Genomic DNA, 16,978 nt, shown 5'->3' with positions numbered 1-16,978 from the left:
ATGCCCATTTGTTCTAAAGCCAACAACACCCGTTTAACAGATTCCTATGAATTGGCAGGAGATTTTATTTGGAGATGAGAATTATTTTTTTCTGGCGGAAATTGCAATCCGTTCCCTTATCATGTTTCTGTTTGTTTTTCTGGGATTGCGCATCACCGGAAAAAGAGCAGTAAAACAATTATCGATATTTGAACTACTCATAATCATTGCCCTTGGATCAGCTGCTGGCGATCCCATGCTTTACAGAGAAGTTGGCGTTCTGAATGCCCTGGTGGTTTTCGTCGTAATATTTCTGTTATATTGGTTACTCACAAAGTTCATCGAGCACCATAAAAAAATAGAAGCCCTGCTGGAAGGGAAACCATTTTATGTTATCCGGGACGGCAGAGCATCCAAAGAATCGCTCACCCACAAGGAGTTAGCCATGGATGAGTTTTTTTCTGCCCTGCGTGTCAGCGGGGTCTTTCAACTGGGAGAAGTAAAAGCAGGAGTACTGGAAACAAGCGGTAACATAAGCCTGTTGTTTTACCCCAAAGAAGAGATCAGACCGGGCTTATCGGTATGGCCCGACTATCTGTCTAAAAAAACAGACTATGTAGCCCAAACCGATGTGTATGCCTGCACCACATGTGGTAATACACAAAAGGTGAATGCCGGTGAGAAAACCCGGTGCAGCCACTGTCTACAAAACGATGAATGGGTGAAGGCCATCTCTGAATCGGCATCGCAAAGTGAATATTTTTGATACGGAACTACATTGTGATTAGATTTTCACCATAATTCCTATGGTGGGCAATACGGTACCGCTGTAAGTTTCTATCTCCCGAAGTCTGTGTCTTTGCGGGTCATCAGGATCTTCCATGACTTTCCCGTTTATATCCTTGTTTGTATAGATCGGAGGATTTCCCGACTGAAAATTATAGGCATTCTGCACATCCACATAGAAGTTTAACATCCATTTGTTGAAATAAAACTCTTTATCGATCCGAAGATCAAGCTGGTGAGAACTGCGCAGACGCAACGTATTGTAATTCTCATAATCGATATATGCCTGGTTTGTCACACTCCAGGCATCCTTGCTTGTAGACAGATCAAGATCTACGGGAGAATAGGGAGATCCTCCCACAAAGCGCCAGCGTGCGGATAGATTCCAGTTATTGCCGAGTTTATAGCTTCCTGTAAGGTTGACCATATGTCTTGTATCCCAGTTGGAGGGACGAAAGGTACCCTTACTGTCAGTGAACTCACTCCTGAAAAAGGTATAGGTGATTGCAGAGTTGAGCCTCTCCATGTGGATTATCTTCCCGAAAAACTCGATTCCATAGGCACGTCCTTTTCCGGAAGATATTATCTCTTCGTCACCAATCTGCCCGTACTCCGTTCCTTTCCCGGCTATGCTCATACCGTCAGCCACAGACAGGGGATAATTCCGGTATTTCTTGAAAAAACCCTCCAGGTTGAACCTTGACCTTGTGTCAGGCCGGAACTCAACGCCGGCAATAGCCTGATGTGAGATGATATGTCTGAGCTGCTCATTCTTGTTGACAAAGTCTCCCGCTTTATTTCTGAATCCCATTGTGGTATATGCCGGACGCATGGCATATCTGCCCACGTTGCCGTTTATATCCCACTGATCATTCAGTCTGTATGATACTGAAAAACGTGGGGAAAACTGTCCCAGGGGATTCTTCATGTTACTGTTGAAATTGTTGCCAATGGTATTCACACCCAATGATAACGACAGACTCTCGTTGAAATAGGTATCAGAAGCCTGGATAAATGCCTGGTAGGACCACAGGTCCAACCCTGTATGATATATCAGGTCTGTCAGGATGCCATCCGTGAAAACTTTACGGTTGGTATGGTTGGTATAACGTGAATAGGTTACACCCCCACCAGCCAGAATCTTCACCGGCAGGTCGGGATAACTTCGCTCAAAACGAATTTTATTTTCCGCTTCATCCGACTTGTAATCAGATATTTTTGGAAGTTTTTCATCGTTATCCTGATATTTGTAATTGCTGTTTCGAAGCATGTTCCTGCTCAGTGCCCAAGTATCAAAGAACCGGTTACCGAAATGTTTGTATACCGCTCCCACTGTGTAATTCCATTGCTGATAAACGGGCAGGTAACTCAACAGATAACGCTGTGCCTCTGTTCCGGTGTCCTGCAGATCCGTGTTAAGCGTCATGTTGTCAACGGCTCCCAGACCAATAAAGGATAATTCATTTTTCGGGTCTATCTGGACCTTGTATTTTACCTGGAAATCGTTGTAAGTGGGCAGAAAGGGAAGGCCGATCAGTTTAAAGAGCAGCTGAAGATAGGACTGCCGGGCGGAGACAATGAAGGTTGATTTATCGCTCACCGGGCCATTCATGGTAAGAGCAGCATCTGAAGCACCTACAGCCATTTGTGTATGGACACGGTCACGACTGCCGTCTTTCTGACGAATATCCATTACCGAGCTGAGAGCATTGGGGCGATTTGCAGGAAATGCACCGGTGTAGAAATTAATTTCCCTCACGAAATCAGGATTGATTATGCCGACCACACCTCCTGAAGAACCTTGGGTGGCGAAGTGATTAATAACAGGTATCTCAATACCGTCAAGATAAAACACATTTTCCGAGGGACCTCCTCCCCGTACAATCAGGTCATTTCTGTTGGGATCTGTCGCTCCTACGCCGGGAAGCGTTTGTATTGCCTTTGAGACATCACGGTTCACACCGGCAGCCTTTTCTATGTCGCTTACGCCCACAGTCAGGAAAGAAACAGGGCTCTCTATTTTTTTCAGATTCATGTGGGGCCTAATCACCACTTCTTCTATTAAAGTTGTGACCTCCGGAACAGCTATATCAATGAAGGTTACCTGATTTCCCTGCACCTGTATCTCAGGGGACAACGTGGTTTCATATCCTACATAACTCACCATCAATCTTACAAACCCGGGATCTACGCCGGTAAGTATAAAGTTTCCGCCGATATCTGTGGATACGCCTGTGAGCGTGCCCTGAATCTGTACAGTGGCAAATTCCAGCGGATCATTGGTCTTTTCATCATAGACACGACCTTCTATCCTGCCTTTTTGGGCAGATACATGCAGACTGACCAACAATAGGATACTGCCAATAATAAATATCTTTACACAATAATTCTTGTTATTCGTCAGCACGGGTGTAAACGTTTTGCATGCTCGTTTCATAGAAAAGGAATCAGGAAACTATAAGATTCTGGATGTAGCATACAAAATCCACTATCCCAATTTTAGTCAATGCTGAACCCTGAGTATTGTTTGATCATCACAAAGCTAATGAAAAATATTGAATGGAAATGAAATTAACGCCTGATTTTGAAGAAAGGAGACGACACAATCCTTAATAAATGAGGAAACCCGGACAAAAGTCTAAAAAACTTTCTTTCAAAATCCCCACAAACCGTATATAACCTGCTTGTTGACCCGGAAAGATTGCAGATCATCAAAGAGATTACTGGCGCTCAGCGATACAAACTTTATGTATTTGAGCTGTATATCAATAGTTTCAAGTAGATTCCTACACAGGAATCATTTTGACAATTGATTTGTTCGTCTCAGAAACTGCGTCTAACAGGGATGGGGGAAAGAATTTATATATATATTTGTAATATCATGACAAGTGATCTTTACTTTAGAAAAGTGTACCTGGACATCTCTTAAAACAAATACTATTATACATTCTACTATGAAACCTATTAGATTTTACAGTCTCACCTCGGTGTTATGTTTTACCCTGATCCTCCTCTCTTGCCAAGATACAATTGATGGAGAAGAACAAGCCGGGAAATTAAGACACATGACCATAGAGGAGGCTAAATCGCTTTTTATAGCCACACATGATGCCGAGGCAACACTGTATGGCGTGAAATGTACCCCCTCCCTTCGATCCACTGCAGACAGCGGTGAACAAATGTATGAAGTGGAATACCGTGATCATGCGGGCAAAAAGATCAGAGGGATAATACCTTTCTATGTGCGCGATCTGGGTGACTATTTGTTTATGATCTTTCGTGAACAAGGAAGTACGGGTAAGATCTACCTTGTTAGAAAGAGCGACGGCAAGGCCTCCGAGATACCAGAAGAGTATATTCCCAGCCTTAGCGGGAACAACGAAATAATCTATAACAAAAGCGTGAACAGGCGGTCTTTCCGGCCCAACTACATTGATAGCGAATGGGATTTTCTGGATATCGTGAAAGACAGGGAAAATAACCTCTATTATACAGCCATTCGCTGCAACAACAGCGGACTCTGCCCACATATCCTGTATCGTGCCTCGCCGGTTCCCGGCGGGGAATTTACATATAAGCCCCTCTCGGTTGAGCACGAGACGGTATGGGGCTTTTGCGTGGATGGCGAAGGGAATGTGCTGTACGGACTCGCCGGCGGGCAGTGGATGCGATCCGTTCGCGCAGACGGAGAGCCTGGCGAACTCATCCCGACTGTAAAGAAAACGAATGCCGACTCTCCTGTTTACGTATGTAACTTTGTGTGGAGCAGTAAGGAAGGAATCATGGCGCTTTACTCTTTTATGGGCGACTACGACGAGAAGAGTTACACCTTCACCCCTTATCACGAACCCAGACAGTACCTGATGACTTTGAAGAATGGACAGTTCGAGAAGGTAAGGGAAATTAACCTTCCATTTGCCAATAATTTCCCTACCTCGACCAACCTTTCCTATGTGGCTGGAAGAGTGATTTATAGCCATTATCACGCAGGGGTTACCACGTTGGTCGACCTGTCGAGCGAGAAGTCCTATAGTGAGACACCCTGTCCCGTTCAGGCTAATATGGTGATAAATGACCAGATGTACTATTTTGATAAGAATAGTTTTGCACTCACACGGGTGAACATCGATGACGGAACTACCACCTCCGTTTTCACATTAGATCGTACCGGGCTCGAAGGATATACGGTCGCTCACATTCTCGATGTTTCAGAAACCGGTATCTTGCTTGGTACTTATCGGATGTCAGACAAGCACTACTTGCTGATGAGGATGAATGTCGATAATGAGATAACCATTCTGAAGGACATAGAAGGGGGAGGAGTATCTCTCTTCACCACTTTAGATTAAGTCAGAGTTATAACAAGATAAAGCGGAAATAGCATCAACCTGAATACTATCGAATAGCGTGCCCGGCAATACTTCGCCAGAAGTAAGAATAAAAGGAAACAACAAAAGAAGCCGGAAAACTTAGAATAAGAATTGTTTAATTCTAATAATATGCCACTTCATTAGAATTACCACTATCTTTGTTCCAATTACGAGGGAATAATAGCATAAAAAAGTTTCAATCGGGCACATTCGTCAGCCAGGGAGGGTACAAGAACTTTCAGCCAACCCTGTTTAACCGACATTGGATGATTGATGACATGGAGGTGATCAGCCTGCTGAGCAAGGCAGACAGATTCCTGGGACGGCTTGACATGTACTCCGAGTATGTGGACATAGACCTGCTCACCCAGATGCACATTGCCAAGGAGGCGACACAATCTTCAAAAATTGAGGGAACCCAGACAAAGATTGAAGAGCCCTTTCTTTTAAAATCTGAGATCAGTGCAGAGAAGAGAGATGACTGGGAGGAGGTGCAGAGCTACATCATCGTCATGAAAGAAGCCGTGGAGATGCTTCACGCTCTGCCATTCTCCACACAATTGATCAAGCAGGCTCACAAGGTGCTCCTTCGGGGTGTCAGGGGTGATCAAAAACAACCGGGAGAGTTTCGCAAGAGTCAGAATTGGATCGGGGGTGCCACTCTACACAACGCCGTCTTCATCCCACCGGCTCACCATGAGGTAGATGCGTTGATGTCGGATCTGGAGAAGTTCGCAAACAACCAGGAGGATCCTCTCCCCAACCTGATCAAAATCGCCTTGATCCATTATCAGTTCGAGCCCCCCCTTCCTGGATGGCAACGGTAGAACAGGACGTCTGCTGATCACACTTTATCTTGTCTCTAAGAATGTGCTGAAGCGACCCTCTATTTGTCGGATTTATTTGAACGACACCGGAGCCTTTATTACGACAGCCTGATGCGCGTCAGGAGCCATGGTGACATCAACCAGGGGCTGAAATATTTCCTTTCGGGAGTGATTGAGACCTCCAAGAAAGGGGTACAAACGTTGGATTCGATCATGCAACTGAAGAAAACTATCGAAAAGCAGATGGATGCACTTGGGAAACGAAGTGTAGATGCATGGCTTGTGGTCGATCACCTGTACGGGAAATCAATCGTTTCAGCGAAAGAGCTGGTTGAATTGACCGGCAAGTCCCCACAAACAGTATATAACCTACTTGCCGACCTGGAACGATTACAGATTATCAAAGAGATCACTGGTGCTCAGCGGTACAAACTCTATATGTTCCAGTCGTATATCAACTATTTCAAGTAGATTCTTCTATCGAGATAATTATCATACATGATTTTATTGTCGTACCATTAGCTATCACCAAGGAGATGGGAAAAAAAATCATTCGGGAATCAATCGCGATTTGCAACCGGTTTTCGTTCCATGATACTATGAAAAGCCACGATCTGGTATTGTCTTCGGGAGTAGCAATACAAGCAAATTGTCTTAATTCACAAATTTAAAGTGTCAAAATGATTTGCCAAACTGCTTTCCAGGTAATTACCCCGGCTACGGTTAGAATGAATGAATTATTGAAATTCAATAGTTATTGGAATATTCATTGTACTGCAATAATCCTCTATTTCAGCATCATTGGAGAAATACTTATCACAAAATTCATCAAGTTCTTTTTCGGCACCGGATACATATTTATCACTTGCCGACAATAGTTTTTCAATTTGAACGACAAATTTTTCAAACTCTTTATTCATGTTACAGAGCTTGTCGATGGTTTTAAAATCCAGATCACGATATTTTGCAGGAAAAAGTATTTTACTTTGGTATGGATTGGCATCAAGTTCAATGATCCCGATTCCGAAAGATTGATTAAGTCTTTCCATTTCATCATATAGGTTATCACTGAATTCAAAAGCTACTAGATAACCATAGTTTGACCAGCTTGAATTTGAAACGGCCTGAAAATATGCCTTTTTCAATTCGCTATCGCTGTTAATTTCTTTTTTTAGTTCATATGCACTTAACTTGAAAGTGTCAACCCGATTAATTGATTTGAGTAGATTCTGACTAGCCTTTGTTTGTAAATTTAAAAATTTCACGCCCACCATATCTGGGTGAGTCCAGATTTGGTTATTGTCTTTACCATTTGAATGTTCGTGGAAAATAGTTTTAGAATAGGTTTCTGTGTTTTTAAGAAATGAACTCAGGAGTTTATGCAATGATCTTTCCTCATAGGTTTTATGTATTCTGGCTTTCATCTTTTCTCTTTCGCTGATTACTTTCTCACCACTTAATATATCAAGGCCTATTTTCTGTTCATTTTTGGTTAGGTAATAAGAATATGCTCCACCGTTCTGTTTGATCCTTTTAACACGACTATCTCCATTTCGAATAAAATCACCTAATATTGCAGAGACAGTTGCACTGGGAGTTTTTGCATCACCAAAACTATAATAATAGTTGGCATTAATATGATCTAATACAGCCAAATAGTTCGTAACATCATTTATGTCCTCCAAACTTTTTAATACCGCTTCTTTCAGAGTCATGTTTTTATGTTTAAAATAAACTTTAATGTACAAGTTTAGTTAATAATTATGATTTATCCCAATTTATTTATTGATATGAATGGGTATCATGATTTTGAAGATTGATCAATATTACCCCATCCCGCTTGAAATATCGGAACTGCTTGTAGATCTGTCTCAAACCAATGTTGGCAAACAACATCAGCTCAAGCGTAAGATTTCCTTCAAATCCTTTTGCAGAGAATAACAGTGATCGCCATTTTTTCAGCACCCGAGATTCCGTTAACTATTTCTTTTACCTACACCCCAGATATCTTCCGTCTTCATTTGAGAGCTTTGATCCTTTTCTCAATGGTATTTCATTTTATGTAGTCAGAATATTCTTCAATTTTCTGTTTTAGACGATTAGCTAAAAAATCGTTGCCCTGCTTCAGCTCATCATAAATCGTTCTGGCTTCTTTCTGATATTGAATTATTTTTTCATTGTCCCAATGCTGAGGTGGTGGTTGAAGATTTGTGATTCTATCGGCAAGTTTAACAGCCCAAACTTCTGGTTGTAATTTCTTGATTCTTATCAAGCTGTCTGCTAGCTGCTGATCTTTTGGAAGTTTATTACTGATGTTTCGCAGTTAAAAATGAAGTTGATAATCAGAGGATAAGAGATAAAAAAAGCAGCATATTTTAGCTAATATATCATTGAAAATGATTATCTTAGCGATGGAAACCAAACCATTAAAATATGCTGCAGGACAAAGATATTAAAAAGATTCAAGAGTTGAAAGCGGACTTTACCCCCGGCAGGGTTTCCGCTGAAGATATTTTTAGCCGCTTCAAGGCGTTGAAGCTAAGCGAAGGCCTTTCACAGTTCAAATGGTTCAAGACCCGGGGATATGATTTTAAAATGGTCCTGGCCCTGCTGGTCTCCATGGTGGTCAGTTCGGACAAGACGGTCAACTCCTATCTGAACAGCCCCACAGGTGAAGGTTCCACCATGGGCAAGGATGTGTTTTATCGCTTGAAAAATAGTCCCATTATATGCTGGCGGATGCTTATGTGGCATCTTGTGCATCGTTTTCTGACGGTGACGTCCAAAGATAGTGATGTAGATGATACCTCATCCCGTTACCTGATCTTCGATGACACCACCCTGTCTAAAACCGGTAAGCGTATAGAGAAGATAGGAAAGGTATGGGATCATGTAACCAACAGCTACGTGCTTGGATTCAAGCTGTTGGTGATGATGTACTGGGACGGTAAGTCCTCCATACCACTGGATTTCAGTCTTCACCGGGAGAAAGGGAAGAAGCAGGAACGCCCCTTTGGGATGACCAAAAAGCAGATCCGCAAGCAATACAGTTGCAAGCGTATCAGGGACTCGTACACCGCTAAACGTGTGGAAGAACTGGACACGAACAAGATCCAGATGGTCCTGCGGATGTTTTTCACGGCCATCTATCGCGGGCTTCGTGTTGATTACGTCCTGGTGGACAGCTGGTTTACTTGCGATGCGTTGATACAGGCTATCCGGAGTGTGAAGGACAAGGAAGTTCACCTGATCGGGATGTACAAATTTGCAAAGACTAAGTTTGAGTACCAGGGTAAGAGCCTGACCCACTCCCAGATCAATAACATGCTGGGCAAAGCCAGGCGCTGCCGTTCCCTGGGTTACCAGTACAAACAGGCCAAAGTGCTGTACCAAGGTGTTGAGATCTGTCTCTTCTTTAGTCGTCGGGGCAAAAGTGACAAATGGAAGGTTTTGTTGACGACGGACACGAAACTGACGTTCAAGGGATTGATCGGGCATTACCAGGTAAGATGGGTTGTGGAGGTGTTCAATCGAGAATCGAAGCAATTGTTGAACCTGGGAAGATGTCAATCCAGTAACTTTGACGCCCAGGTAGCAGAAACGACCATCAGCATGATAGCCTATCTGTTATTGACACTGCGTTTCCGGTACGATAACTACGAGTCGAAAGGGGCACTCTATCGGTCAATGAACGCCGATGTGCTCAGGGAAACACTCGACAGACGGCTATGGGGGCTGTTCATCGAGTTAGTCTGCTCAGTATGCGAGGTATTGGAGATGGATGCCGATGATTTACTTGAAAAAATGTTGGCCAATCCAAAAGCAGAATCCATGATCATTGCACTGTGTTGTTCGGTGATGGTTAAGGACGATTGAGAAATTGTAAAATATAAAATGTTATAGTACAGAGATATAGATAATAATGCATTTCCCTTCTATTTCTTTGTCAATGGTTTGAGGGAAGTGCGAAACATGAGTTTATTATTTTTCGTCAATGCTTTCACAGCATTCATAATTTCAACTCCAAATCGATCCTCAATTTCTTCACAAGTAGTATCTGTATCCTCAATAAGATCATGGAGCAATGCCACCTGAACAGCAAACTCCATGTTCAACCCATCATTTGCTGATGAAGCGACAAATAACTCCATGGCGACATTGCTCAAATGGACAACATAAGGAAGGTTGGTACCAGGTATTTTTTGGTTATTCTGTGCATGCTTTTCAGCAGCATAAGAAATGGCTTGCTGATATAGTTTTTGTATTTGCATCATTAAACTGAATGTGAAATGTAATTTGATTGTTCCAAAAAAGCTTTTTGAATCCGGTTATTTAAATCAATATAAGAGACAGGATCGGTCAGTTTTTGCAAAGAGTTCAATGTGATAGAACTTTGACTTCTTTCGTAATTATCCAGTCGATAAGTCGGTAAGATGTAAAAATCCCACTGTTCCATTTTTAACGGGTCAATTGAACTTTGGTCTTTATGTTTTAAAACACAGAATACATAGAGGTCAGCGTGTCTTCTAGATTTTACAGACTCAATATTCGTTACCGGATCCCAATAAACTGATCGTTTTATCGAAAACGAGATCGTTGAAAAACATTTTTGACTCCAACATTGGATATATGCCGCTGATTTCACTTCAATTTTTATGCCATCTTCCGTTTTCAGGTCATAGGCACCCCACTCGTCTCGAATATGATCCGGATTCAAACCAACTGCTGTTCCAACAATAAATTCGGCTAATCTCCCACGTGTAGCGTTACTCAAAAGATCTGACACACTCCAACGCCAAAAGTCCAATAGTTTGTATTCAGTCTTTTGTCCGTTGAAAGTCAAATCTTCGGTTCCATTTTTCGGAGTCGGTATAATTTGATTTAATTCACTCATATTGAAAGGGCCTTGTTACATGTTGAGACAATGGATTGATAAATCAATGAAATGGTAGTGATAAAAAAATCAGGTCAGTTTCAGAAAAAGTGTATTTTAGCATCCATGCAATTGATTCAAACTGCAATTGCAAGTTTAGTGATTATTTCTGAACCAATGAAATTAATTGTTGATACTTTTCTTCATGGTTTAAATTCAGACAAGAACAGGTTATGCAGCCTTGAGCCGGAACGGAGCAATGGAAAAACTGCGGAGCGAAGCGACGTGTTTTTCCTTGCGGAGTGACAAGGCGCGAGCCGCAGCGAGTGGAGCGAGGGAATGGAACGGAACTGACAATCGCTGGAGACATCCACGAGTACGCAGGCAACATGAAAGAGCTTATACGCCCCAAGTACGGTTTAAAATACAACGTAGCCCCGACGGTTGATGGCGCTGCCGGTGTGATATCGTCATGCAAGGAGCATGTTTTACTGACTGTTCCTTTTGATTCACCTCCGGGAGAAAGTCGGCATAGGTGAACAGGATATGTAATCAGTTATTTTCATACAATACTATCCTTTGCCTCAATAATATATTTGTCCAGTTTATATGCATAAAAACTGGACATTTCTCAAGATATAATCACTTGTTTCCTCACTCCTCCTGTAAGTTTTTTAATTTCTTCAAATAATTTTGAAACCTACATAATATCTCCAAATAGGTAAAATCGTGGATAATCTTAAGAGCCATACTGTCTAACACTTGAATTGGGAGAAGATTCTTGTCGCCAACTCAGGTGGTTTATACCCAAGGAAAATGAAAACCTTGAATGATGTACTTATACTATTCTGTAGCTGCCAATCAAAAAATTGAATGAAACAGTTTTGCTTACTACCGTGTGTGGAATCAACAGGTACTGCCAGGGCTTTCCTCCATTTTGGGAAGTAAATTCAGTGGCATTCTTGCAGTAGGTTAATGCTGCGGCTGCCTTCTGTAACACATCGTCATTATTCAATTCATTTGAGGCTTTGGTTTCAACCATATAGATCGCGTCGGAAGTTTCCACAACGAAATCAGGTTCGTACTTTTTTGAATTGTTGTCCCAATACATTCTGAACTGATTGGGAGCCGGCCTTAACCATTTCAACACGTTGGCATCGGTCTCCAGTACAAAAGAGAGATCGAGTTCGGTTTTGCTGTCGAACTTGTATTCGAAATGACACGCTTTTTCAAATCCCCTGAAAACAAGCTTTGGGACCAATGCAGGGGGAACAGCCTCCCGATAGTCCTTGTAACCAAAATTGATCAACGCGGAAAAATTCCAAGGTTCGATCTTCTGAAAAGGCAGCACACTCTTTGCCTTGTATTCGGATTGGTGTAAGATAAAATTATCAGGCGACTTCATCTGCTGATAGATCTTCTCAGCAATTGTCGCTTTAAACTGGAATATTGTTTGCAGGAGTTCATCCTTTTTCTCGATATTCTCCGCTACCGCGTTATATGCCTGGGTAGCCAGGTGGTGCAACAATTCTGCATTGTCGTCATAGTCGATCTCCGGATAATCGATGAGTTCCGAAATAATCATTTTTACAGGATAACCATATGATCCGCTTGATTTTGCTTTCAGGGTTTCCACAACCTTGTCTTTAAGTCCGAGACGGATGATCTCCTGATTCAATGCCTGGTAATTCAGGTAGGTGGTGTCCAGGTCAAAAAACTTGAATTCCGCTGTCACATCACCCTGTACCAGGTCCATCCGTGGTATTTCAATGATATTCTTCTTATACTCATTGACCATTGTATCATATACTTCGGCAGCCTCTTTCAGGATATCATCAGCAAATAGATTCAATTGCCCCTTGGTGAGGTTCTCTTCTACCTGGCGTATTACCTTTCTTTTCACTTCAGGTTTATTCAAATCATTCACATTCCGCACTTCAGGCAGTGCATTAAAGTCGGGTAGCACATGAATGATAGCCATTTTGGCATCCAGGTTGTTCTGCGCTTTCTGTTTTACCTCCTTGTCGGATATCGTGTTTACTTTCTCCTGCTCCTTTTCAAAAGCTACATCCACCACCGGTTTGGACATAACCGGCACGGACTTGCTGTTCAAGTCCTCTTCCGGAACCTCAATATAACTCAGTTTATTCAATAGGGAATTGGGATCCTGGGCAGCATCAATTACTGCTTGAAAATTCTCGTGGGCAACCACCGTCAACTTATCGATCTTATCGACACCCGTCCGTTTGCCGTCATAGGGCAATCGCAGGCCCCGTCCTATGGTCTGTTCAATAAGAATGGATGCATTAGCCGCTCTCAACGGAACAATCGTGTATAAGTTGGTCACATCCCACCCCTCCTTGAGCATATTCACGTGAATCACAATTTCAATCTCGTTGTCGGGACTCTCGAGCGAGACAAACTGCGATTCTATATCCTCGTCATTCCGGGTGGAAGAATCAATCTGAAGTACCTTACCCATGTACTCACCCTTGTAAAATTCGGAAGAATTAATTAAATTGTATATTTCCGAGGCGTGGGTTATATCCTTGCAAACGACAAGAATGAATGGCTTGACCATTTTCACATCGTTGTTCAAAGCAAAAATCTCCAGTTCAGTTTTGGTATCCTGATGGATGCTGATCGCATCTTCCAGTTTCAATATTTCAATATCCCTATCAGTACTATTACCCTTAACAAAATTCTTTCTTGTTGCGATCGCCGGATTTTTCACGTATTTCCCATCAGCCAAGGCCTGTGCCAACGAATACTCATACACAATATTCCGGAACATAGTCCCTGCATCGTCGAAAGGAGTTGCAGTAAGTTCTATACCCAGTACCGGTTTGAGTTCATCGATCGCATTCTTTGAAGCATCAGCGTGATATCTGTGTGCCTCATCCATCAGGATCACCAAGTCATCTAATTTAGAAAGATAATCCCAGTAGGATTGACCCAGGTATTCAGAAAGGCGCTTGATTCTTGGCGCAAGTGAGACACCACCTCTCCTTGTCCCCCTATTTTCCGAATTAAATTTCGCAATATTAAAGATATTGATCCTGATCTCTTCTTTCTCGTACAGTCGACCTTGTTCGTTGTAATTTTCTCCGGTAATTATGACCGGGCGATTGTGTACAAATTCTGAAATTCCGGTAAACAGGTATTTATGATATGCAGGATTGCCAAAGTCCTCAATCAGTTTTTCATAAATGGTAAGATTGGGAGCCAGTACAAAGAAGTTTCGGATGCCTTTTTCGATATACAGATACGAAACAATTGCCCCCATTAATCGAGTCTTGCCCACACCAGTGGCGATAGAAAAGGCAATTGAAGGAAAGTCGCGCTCGAAGTCGGTGCAAGAAGGATATAGGTTTTTCACTTTCTCCAATTCTGTCGAAAGATCAACATTTTTCTCGAGGGAAAGGATTTCGGTTAACCTGGCTACTATATCGAGAGACTCTTGCAAAGGTTCGCGCAGAGAAAGACGTTGCTTGATGTATCTTGCTGTACTGTTCATTCTGTTGAATTTATGCTTGTGTATAATAATGGTTCATTCGACCGGTTAATAGATATGGTTAGTCAAAAAGTCCGGGATAATCCTTCTGCTTTTTAGTGGATTTCTTTTTTTCATCCGATAATTCCTGAACAGAAATTTTCTCAATTGAAGTTTCGGATTCTTCATCTGAAATATCTGATTCCATTAGTGGGCTGTTGATTATATTAAAGCTATAATCATCTTTTCCAAACTCACATCTGCCCAACAGCATCTGAGGAATTTTTTTGATCGTAATCCCGGGATACTTATTTTTGCACTCTTTCTGGTACGATTTGCAACAGATCAACAAGGTTTCATCGGGCTGCATCTCGTCCTCGATCTGATCCAATGATTCCAGCGTGAGGAATTGCGTGGTTGTATAGATGAAATCTCTTTCTGAACTTTGTCCCTGCTTCCAATAGATTGAATCGTGAGGATTGTATTTGAACCCTTCCTGTTTTGCCATGGCTGCTGCCAACATATCGGCATTGTACTCCTTGCTAATGATCCAATTGTCAAACTTATCTTTCTTCAACAAACTGGGAGCAAGGGTGTAGTATTTAAATCCTCCACCACCTTTCCAATTGACCGATTTGCTGATACCACCCTGTTCTCCGTCCACTACCGCTTTTAGCCTTGGGTAGCAATGGGTGAAAGCGTGATCACCTAATTCTATTCCGATGTACCTTCTTCCCATTTTATGGGCAACAGCAGCTGTTGTTCCTGAGCCGAGGAAGGAATCTAGAATTAGACCTCCTTCATTAGATGCAAGAGTTATTATTCTCTCAACAAGTTTTTCAGGTTTGGGAGTAGAAAACACACTAACCGAATTAAAAGCTTTTGCTTCTTTTTTTGCATCCTGATTGTCTCCAACCTCTACTCTGAACCATATAGTTTTAGATACAATACCATCTTGCACTTCGGATAAAAACTTTTTAACTGACGGAACATTATTGCCGGTAATACCAAACCAAATTCTATTATCATCCATTAGTTCATAAAATCTCTCTTTTGAAGTGACCCAACAGCGACTTTTCGGGGGAGACACGATTCTGCCAGATGGCAATTCAATTTGATAATCATTTGATGGTGTGTATGTTCTCACTGAAAAGTCAGCCGGTTTCCAAGGTCCTCTTGGATCATTATCTGGATTTTTATAACGTTTATCCATTTCTTCAGTACGAGGCAAAAGGTTAGGTCTCCAGATTACTTTATTTTTTGCGTATACTAATATGTGATCGTGACTGTCGGACAACCATTTTGCGTCGTTTTGTGGCGAATATTTTTTTTCCCAAATCACATTATTAATAAAATTCTGACGACCAAATACTTCGTCGCAAAGCACTTTCAGATAGTGGCTTTCATCATCATCGATCGAAATCCAAATGGATCCATCATTTGATAATAAATTACGCAATAGAGTTAATCGAGGTTTCATTAGATTAAGCCACTGACTATGTTCTACCCCATCATCGTAATGTTCAAAAGCATTGCCTGTATTATAGGGTGGGTCGATGTAGATGCATTTCACTTTGCCCGCATAGTCCTGTTCCAAGGCTTTTAAAGCCAAAAGATTGTCCCCATGGATCAGCATATTCTCCGAATCGGGGTCACCGTAGGAGTATTCGGGATTCTCCACCAGGATGCGTGGTTCAAGTTTGGATTCATCACCCTTTCCAATCCAGGTGAGTTCGAGTTTTTGAAGTGGTTTCTTTGCCATTATATTGTTTCTTTCTAATCAATTGATCATCTTGAATTGTCTTGCTGTCACTTGCCATTCACACAATCATGAATGTATATCCTTGAAATGTATCAGATCGAAATACAGTCTCTTCATATAGTACTTTTTTCCCGGATAGTTGTTCATCACACATTTTGCGTTTTCGATTTCATACATTACGTGATCGATCCTCTTGGTCCAAAGGTTGAAATCAAGATCAAACCAGGAAAAAAACTCTTTGATATATCCGTATATTGATTCAGCCTTGTTCAGATTGAATTCAACCGTACCATCATCCTTCATCTTAAAAATGATGGGTTCATTGTGGTACACCCGGTTCCTGAAATCGCGCACCTTATCCAGTATCTCGCAAACTTTCTTCCGATTGAATCCCTGAGGTAAATTCACAAAGATGCGCATAGGAACCCCTTTTAATATTCTCGAATGTGTAACATTAAACAGCGCAGTCCAAAAACCAAAGTTGAGATCAGCGATAATCTTGCCTTGTGAAATGGGTTTGGGAACATTTTTCATGGATTTTTCAACACTTGATTTAAGAAAGAAATTTTCCTTAATCTTTCCGGTTCGATCTCTATAAATCAAAGCATTATCCATCATAAAACCATTTACCTGATTCAAGAGCCAATCGGCGTCATTGAAATGTCGTGATAGTTCTTCATTCAATGCATTTCTTAGGATCACCTCCACCAGTGACAAAAGAGGATAGAAGGACTGGGACAATCGTACATTCGCCTGATAAAGCTTCAACGCTTTCGGGTAATTGTTCTGACTCACATCCAAGTAGTTTTGCAATCGCGCATCAGAAATATATTTCCTTATAATGTCAATGTCCACAGACATAAAAAGTTAAATAATCAAATAAACCGG

15 protein-coding genes are annotated in these 16,978 nt (G+C 41.7%); 7 read left to right on the top strand and 8 right to left on the bottom strand.

What is annotated here, in order from left to right:
- Window positions 1-46 precede the first annotated feature (46 nt).
- On the top strand, window positions 47-745 hold the full coding sequence (locus AC1HCU_RS13515; RefSeq protein ID WP_286861084.1) for a DUF421 domain-containing protein: 699 nt from the start codon (window positions 47-49) through the stop codon (window positions 743-745).
- 18 nt (window positions 746-763) lie between these two features.
- Here AC1HCU_RS13515 and AC1HCU_RS13510 read toward each other — a convergent pair whose 3' ends face one another.
- Entirely contained in the window at window positions 764-3,202 is a 2,439-nt protein-coding gene (locus tag AC1HCU_RS13510) for a TonB-dependent receptor (RefSeq protein ID WP_286861087.1), read from the bottom strand.
- 517 nt (window positions 3,203-3,719) lie between these two features.
- On the opposite strand from AC1HCU_RS13510, the gene AC1HCU_RS13505 reads away from it, so the two are divergent.
- From AC1HCU_RS13505 to AC1HCU_RS13495, 3 genes are all read left to right on the top strand, one after another.
- Window positions 3,720-5,114: a hypothetical protein gene (locus AC1HCU_RS13505; RefSeq protein ID WP_480366734.1), complete on the top strand. Its 1,395-nt coding sequence runs from the start codon at window positions 3,720-3,722 to the stop codon at window positions 5,112-5,114.
- A 179-nt stretch (window positions 5,115-5,293) separates the two neighbouring features.
- A complete protein-coding gene (locus tag AC1HCU_RS13500) occupies window positions 5,294-5,962 on the top strand; it encodes a Fic family protein (RefSeq protein WP_286861093.1) in 669 nt (222 codons plus the stop codon).
- 63 nt (window positions 5,963-6,025) lie between these two features.
- Entirely contained in the window at window positions 6,026-6,433 is a 408-nt protein-coding gene (locus tag AC1HCU_RS13495) for a Fic family protein (RefSeq protein WP_286861096.1), read from the top strand.
- A gap of 266 nt (window positions 6,434-6,699) precedes the next feature.
- Here AC1HCU_RS13495 and AC1HCU_RS13490 read toward each other — a convergent pair whose 3' ends face one another.
- Together AC1HCU_RS13490 and AC1HCU_RS13485 are read right to left on the bottom strand one after the other, a co-directional pair.
- Complete coding sequence (locus AC1HCU_RS13490) at window positions 6,700-7,677, bottom strand: hypothetical protein (protein WP_286861099.1); 978 nt, start codon at window positions 7,675-7,677, stop codon at window positions 6,700-6,702.
- A 338-nt stretch (window positions 7,678-8,015) separates the two neighbouring features.
- Entirely contained in the window at window positions 8,016-8,234 is a 219-nt protein-coding gene (locus AC1HCU_RS13485) for a hypothetical protein (RefSeq protein ID WP_480366731.1), read from the bottom strand.
- 161 nt (window positions 8,235-8,395) lie between these two features.
- Here AC1HCU_RS13485 and AC1HCU_RS13480 point away from each other — a divergent pair, with 161 nt between their 5' ends.
- On the top strand, window positions 8,396-9,838 hold the full coding sequence (locus tag AC1HCU_RS13480) for an IS4 family transposase (RefSeq protein WP_480365226.1): 1,443 nt from the start codon (window positions 8,396-8,398) through the stop codon (window positions 9,836-9,838).
- A 59-nt stretch (window positions 9,839-9,897) separates the two neighbouring features.
- Here AC1HCU_RS13480 and AC1HCU_RS13475 read toward each other — a convergent pair whose 3' ends face one another.
- A complete protein-coding gene (locus tag AC1HCU_RS13475) occupies window positions 9,898-10,236 on the bottom strand; it encodes an HD domain-containing protein (RefSeq protein ID WP_480366729.1) in 339 nt (112 codons plus the stop codon).
- Window positions 10,236-10,856: a hypothetical protein gene (locus AC1HCU_RS13470; RefSeq protein ID WP_286861105.1), complete on the bottom strand. Its 621-nt coding sequence runs from the start codon at window positions 10,854-10,856 to the stop codon at window positions 10,236-10,238. The genes AC1HCU_RS13475 and AC1HCU_RS13470 overlap by 1 nt, the downstream gene beginning before the upstream one ends.
- 51 nt (window positions 10,857-10,907) lie before the next feature.
- On the opposite strand from AC1HCU_RS13470, the gene AC1HCU_RS13465 reads away from it, so the two are divergent.
- A complete protein-coding gene (locus AC1HCU_RS13465) occupies window positions 10,908-11,141 on the top strand; it encodes a hypothetical protein (RefSeq protein ID WP_286861108.1) in 234 nt (77 codons plus the stop codon).
- A complete protein-coding gene (locus tag AC1HCU_RS13460) occupies window positions 11,138-11,374 on the top strand; it encodes a hypothetical protein (protein ID WP_286861110.1) in 237 nt (78 codons plus the stop codon). The genes AC1HCU_RS13465 and AC1HCU_RS13460 overlap by 4 nt, the downstream gene beginning before the upstream one ends.
- Before the next feature lie 299 nt (window positions 11,375-11,673).
- On the opposite strand, the gene AC1HCU_RS13455 is transcribed toward AC1HCU_RS13460, so the two are convergent.
- The 3 genes from AC1HCU_RS13455 to AC1HCU_RS13445 all read right to left on the bottom strand — a co-directional run bounded on the left by AC1HCU_RS13455 (window position 11,674) and on the right by AC1HCU_RS13445 (window position 16,885).
- Window positions 11,674-14,352 carry a DEAD/DEAH box helicase gene (locus AC1HCU_RS13455; RefSeq protein ID WP_480366727.1) on the bottom strand — a complete coding sequence of 893 codons (2,679 nt, stop codon included), beginning with the start codon at window positions 14,350-14,352 and terminating at the stop codon, window positions 11,674-11,676.
- A 58-nt stretch (window positions 14,353-14,410) separates the two neighbouring features.
- Window positions 14,411-16,090 carry a site-specific DNA-methyltransferase gene (locus AC1HCU_RS13450; protein ID WP_286861117.1) on the bottom strand — a complete coding sequence of 560 codons (1,680 nt, stop codon included), beginning with the start codon at window positions 16,088-16,090 and terminating at the stop codon, window positions 14,411-14,413.
- Between the two features lie 66 nt (window positions 16,091-16,156).
- On the bottom strand, window positions 16,157-16,885 hold the full coding sequence (locus tag AC1HCU_RS13445) for an Abi family protein (protein WP_294079877.1): 729 nt from the start codon (window positions 16,883-16,885) through the stop codon (window positions 16,157-16,159).
- Window positions 16,886-16,978 lie beyond the last annotated feature (93 nt).

Source organism: Proteiniphilum sp. LBM24028 (assembly GCF_056629195.1).
The sequence above is the reverse complement of the archived record's forward strand: the minus strand, read 5'-3'. Positions and strand labels throughout refer to the sequence as shown.